Origin of the sequence: Paraburkholderia sp. CNPSo 3281 (assembly GCF_024206515.1) — a bacterium.
GTDB lineage: Bacteria > Pseudomonadota > Gammaproteobacteria > Burkholderiales > Burkholderiaceae > Paraburkholderia > Paraburkholderia nodosa.
Genome location: NZ_JAMBPS010000121.1, coordinates 1 through 3,882 on the forward strand (window position 1 = coordinate 1; position 3,882 = coordinate 3,882).

Consider the following 3,882-nt stretch of genomic DNA (forward strand, 5'->3'; position numbering starts at 1 on the left):
GATGAAATCGGGCGACACTTCGGTGCCGTAGGTCTCGGCCAGAAACGCCTGGATCTCGCGCACGCTCATGCCACGCGCGTACATCGCGATGATGCGCTCGTCAAAGCCGGTGAAACGACGCTCATGTTTGGGAATCAGGATCGGTTCGAAGCTACCGTCGCGGTCCCGCGGCAGTTCAACCCTGAGCGGGCCGTGATCCGTGATGATCGTCTTGCCGGTGGCGCCGTTGCGCTCGTTGGTCTGGCCTTCCGGCTTGGGCTGCCCCGGCGGGTAGCCCAGATGCCTGTTCATCTCGGCGCCCATCGCGCGCTCGATGACGGCCTTGTTGAACGCCAGCATCAGGTCCTGGACCTCGGCGGGCGTCATCGGCCCCTTGACCAGTTCGTCAAGCAGGCCTTCAGGCAGGGCAGGCAGCGGCCCTCGGGCCGCTGCCTGCGAAGCTACCGTGCGCTTCTTCATCGGCATATCCATGATTTTTACCTCTCATGATATGCCTCGCCCACGAAATGACGGATAGGTCCCCCGAAAGCGAACGGCAAGCTCAGGCCACTCGGCATCCCGAGCCTGCGGGATCGAATTGTTCATCCTACGAACTCAATGTCACGGCGATCAGTATAAAGGGTCATCAACTCGACGGAAAATGCGTCGATGTGGCATTCCAATTAGGCGGATCTTGCCCGAAAACATTGCGAACGAAGAAATCCAGGAGCTTACGCTCGGTGAAGATACCGGGGGCTCCATGATCAGCACCAGGCACATAGACCATTTCGAATTCCTTTCCCGCCTTAATGAGACTGTCGGCGAGCGCAAAGGTGGAGGCCGGATCGACATTGTGGTCCATTTCGCCCACAACAAGCATAAGTTTGCCGTGCAGATTGTCGGCATTGTCGATGGCGGAGGACTGTGAGTATTCAATGCCGACGGGCCAGCCCATCCACTGTTCGTTCCACCATATCTTGTCCATACGGTTGTCATAGCAACCACTGTTGGCTACCGCAACCTTATAGAAGTCCGAATGGAATAGCAGTGCATCAATGGCGTTCTGGCCGCCAGCTGATGTACCGAAGATTCCCAAATTCGAGATGTCGTACCAGGGATATAGAGAGGCAGCCGCCTTATGCCACAGAATGCGATCGGGAAGGCCTGCATCTTTCAGATTCTTCCACGCGACGTCATGGAAAAGGCGTGAACGGTTGTTAGTGCCCATTCCGTCGATTTGCACAACGATAAAACCCAACTGGGTAAGCGGCTCTGTTGTGGTTGTGAATGACTTTGGGACGTGAGAGCCTTGCGGGCCGGCATATATATCCTCCACCACAGGATACTTCAGATGTGGATCGAATCTATCTGGTAGATGAATGATTCCCCAAATATCGGTCTTACCATCGCGCCCTTTGGCAACAAAATTAATTGGTGCTCTCCATCCATTAGATTCGAGTTGGGAGATGTCGGTGCTCTCGATCTGCATCAGTTTAGCGTTGTCTCTAGACCGGAAAAGCGCCATGCGTGGGGGAAGGTCGATACGCGACCAGAGGTCGACGTAGAATCTACCGTCAGGAGAAAACTCGATGTGATGATTGGCCGGTTCTGGCGTAAGTGATGTCAGCCCCTTTCCGTCGAAGCCAATTCGGTAGGCATGAACGAAATAAGGGTCCTCACCGAAATTCATTCCGCTTGCTTCAAACCAAATTTCCCTTCTGACTGGATCGATGTGGTCCACCGCGCGGACAATCCAGTCACCTTTGGTGATTTGGTTTTCTAAAACACCGGTACGGCCATTAAAGAGGTACAGATGTTCAAATCCATCGCGCTCGGATGCCCAGATAATTTCCTCTCCATCATTAACATTGTAACGAAAGTGTTTTCCGGCATTTATTTGGTTATTTCTTAAATCTGTATAATCGACGAACGTGGAGCTGACCTCATCGATCAAAGAGCGCGTACGGCCGGTGGCTGCCTCCACCTCGATTACTCGGTAGAGCTGATGGCCGCGTTGGTTGTACTCAAATGTAAAGCCTCTCCCATCCTTCCACCAATTAATTTGGGAAAGGTCAAAAGGATTCGGGAACAAAGCATTGTCGATATTGACCATGCGCTTGTTGACTATGTCGAATAGTACCGGTTGCGGTCGCGGAAGAATATCTCCCGCTTTGGGATACGCTATTGTCTCATACCTGGCTTGATGGTTTGTTGTTGAGGAATTGACAAGCATGATTTGACGCGGTTGGCCGAGGGCGACACGGTAACCTGCGAGGTGATTGGAGTCAGGGGACCACTTTATGGATGAGAAGACGTAATTGTTCGCTTCTGTCCCGTCCGAACTTAACGGTACATTTACTGATCCGTCCTTACTCATTAGAAAGACGTTGTAGTTTTTGATATATGCTTTCCACTTGCCGTCCGGTGAATCGCTTGTGATTCGACTATCGCTTTCAGCCGTTGGCGTGAAGTAGTTATGAAATGACAAGATTTCGCCCTGAGAGATCCTAGTGCAGATGTAGCTTGAAAGATCACAACCCCACAGAACGGAATCAATGGAGAACAGCAACTGGTTGCCGTCTTGTCCGATTTCGAAGCGGTCAAAGGGAAGCCAATTGCCTCGGAAATTCGAGGAGGCCGCCTTATTTAATGCTTCGGCAAGGCGGCTATGATCGAAAGCCGGTTGCTTCTTCCCAGTTTTGATATTGAATTTAATAAACTGGCGCTCACCATGTGTCGTCCGTCGGTAGCCAAGGGTCTCGGGCGAAAGCCAGAAAGGGGGGGTATCGACGAAATTGACAATTTTATTCGAGTATTGATAATGACCTGTGAGAGCCCGCTGAAAGTCTGAGGGGGTAAGAGCAAAGGGGGGGTGTATGGTTCCGTTCCCCTGGTTGTCAGCAGCCGATAGCAACGTGCAGTAGGAAATTAGAAGCAGAGAGATGGTGACAATTTTTTGCATGGATGTTTGGCCTTGACTATGTTTAGGTTACGTCGTCGGCTTACCTTGCAGCAATTTTTACGCCATCAGTGAATGCGAGTGGGTATGATCAGTGTCCGCTGAGCGCAAGCGAGGCGACCGGTGAGGTTCTGTCGCGATAACGGGAAGTAGAATGGCCGGTTTTGGAAACCGCAAGTCAGCAGATGAATAAGCCAGCGAAGACGCCGCGCACGAGCCTGCCAGGCGGCATTGCCAATGTCCTCAAGCGCCTGCACCATCCGGTGGACGTGATTCTACGTGGCGTACTCGCGCATCTGGCTCGCCCCGGGGTCATACTTCCGCCCCGGTGAGCCTGCATCCGAATGGTTCAGATTCAACGCCGCGACATCTGACGTCCCTGAACTTTGGACGTTTATGAAGGACTTGAGGCGCAGCGGCGACTAGCCCGAAAGGCGCGATGAGTACCGCGCAGTGACCAAGGCTCCGCTGCGCAATCAGACAACTGCCATTGATTCCGTCATATTCTGGCGCATGTAGTCCAGGAAGCGCTTCTGGAAGAGCATCGTGTGTTCGTGCGCGAGTCTTTCGGCCAAATCGGCATCCTTTCGCGTAATGGCGTCGATGATTTCCGCGTGGTCACACCCCAGTTTCGTCGCGTTAGCTGACGTCACGGTGAAGTCGAAATGGAGATGCGTAAGGCGCTGTCCCTCACCCAAAAGGGGTCTGCCATAGATTTTGTGTTCAAGGCATAACATGTAGCTCAAGGAGCATGTATGCCACGCAAACCCAAGACAACTACCGAAGCGCAGACAGCGTTACCGTCCATTCCGAAGGAGCTGATCGACCAGTTCGTGAAGGGACCCATGACCGCCGAAGCGGTGCACGCCGCTTCAGCCGCGTTCAAGAAGGCGCTGATCGAGCGGGCGCTGGGTGCCGAACTTGGACACCATCTGGGTTATCCG

3 protein-coding genes and 1 pseudogene are annotated in these 3,882 nt (G+C 53.2%); 1 reads left to right on the forward strand and 3 read right to left on the reverse strand.

All coding sequences use genetic code 11. The annotated features are described in order from the left end of the window. The 3 genes from M3I56_RS40250 to M3I56_RS40265 all read right to left on the reverse strand — a co-directional run. A partial coding sequence (locus M3I56_RS40250; RefSeq protein ID WP_254358603.1) for a transposase occupies positions 1–465 on the reverse strand: 465 nt, incomplete at its 3' end. A 160-nt stretch (positions 466–625) separates the two neighbouring features. After that, positions 626–2,941, reverse strand: coding sequence for a S9 family peptidase (locus M3I56_RS40255; RefSeq protein WP_254358602.1), 2,316 nt, complete (start codon positions 2,939–2,941; stop codon positions 626–628). A gap of 473 nt (positions 2,942–3,414) precedes the next feature. Continuing rightward, positions 3,415–3,675, reverse strand: coding sequence for a hypothetical protein (locus M3I56_RS40265; protein ID WP_254358604.1), 261 nt, complete (start codon positions 3,673–3,675; stop codon positions 3,415–3,417). A gap of 18 nt (positions 3,676–3,693) precedes the next feature. On the opposite strand from M3I56_RS40265, the pseudogene M3I56_RS40270 reads away from it, so the two are divergent. Further along, a pseudogene (locus tag M3I56_RS40270) lies at positions 3,694–3,882 on the forward strand (IS256 family transposase); the annotation flags it as partial.

Bases quoted from the DNA above. Each gene is read 5' to 3' on its own strand.
- M3I56_RS40255 (WP_254358602.1), bottom strand. From the start codon at position 2,941: ATGCAAAAAATTGTCACCATCTCTCTGCTTCTAATTTCCTACTGCACG.
- M3I56_RS40265 (WP_254358604.1), bottom strand. From the start codon at position 3,675: ATGTTATGCCTTGAACACAAAATCTATGGCAGACCCCTTTTGGGTGAG.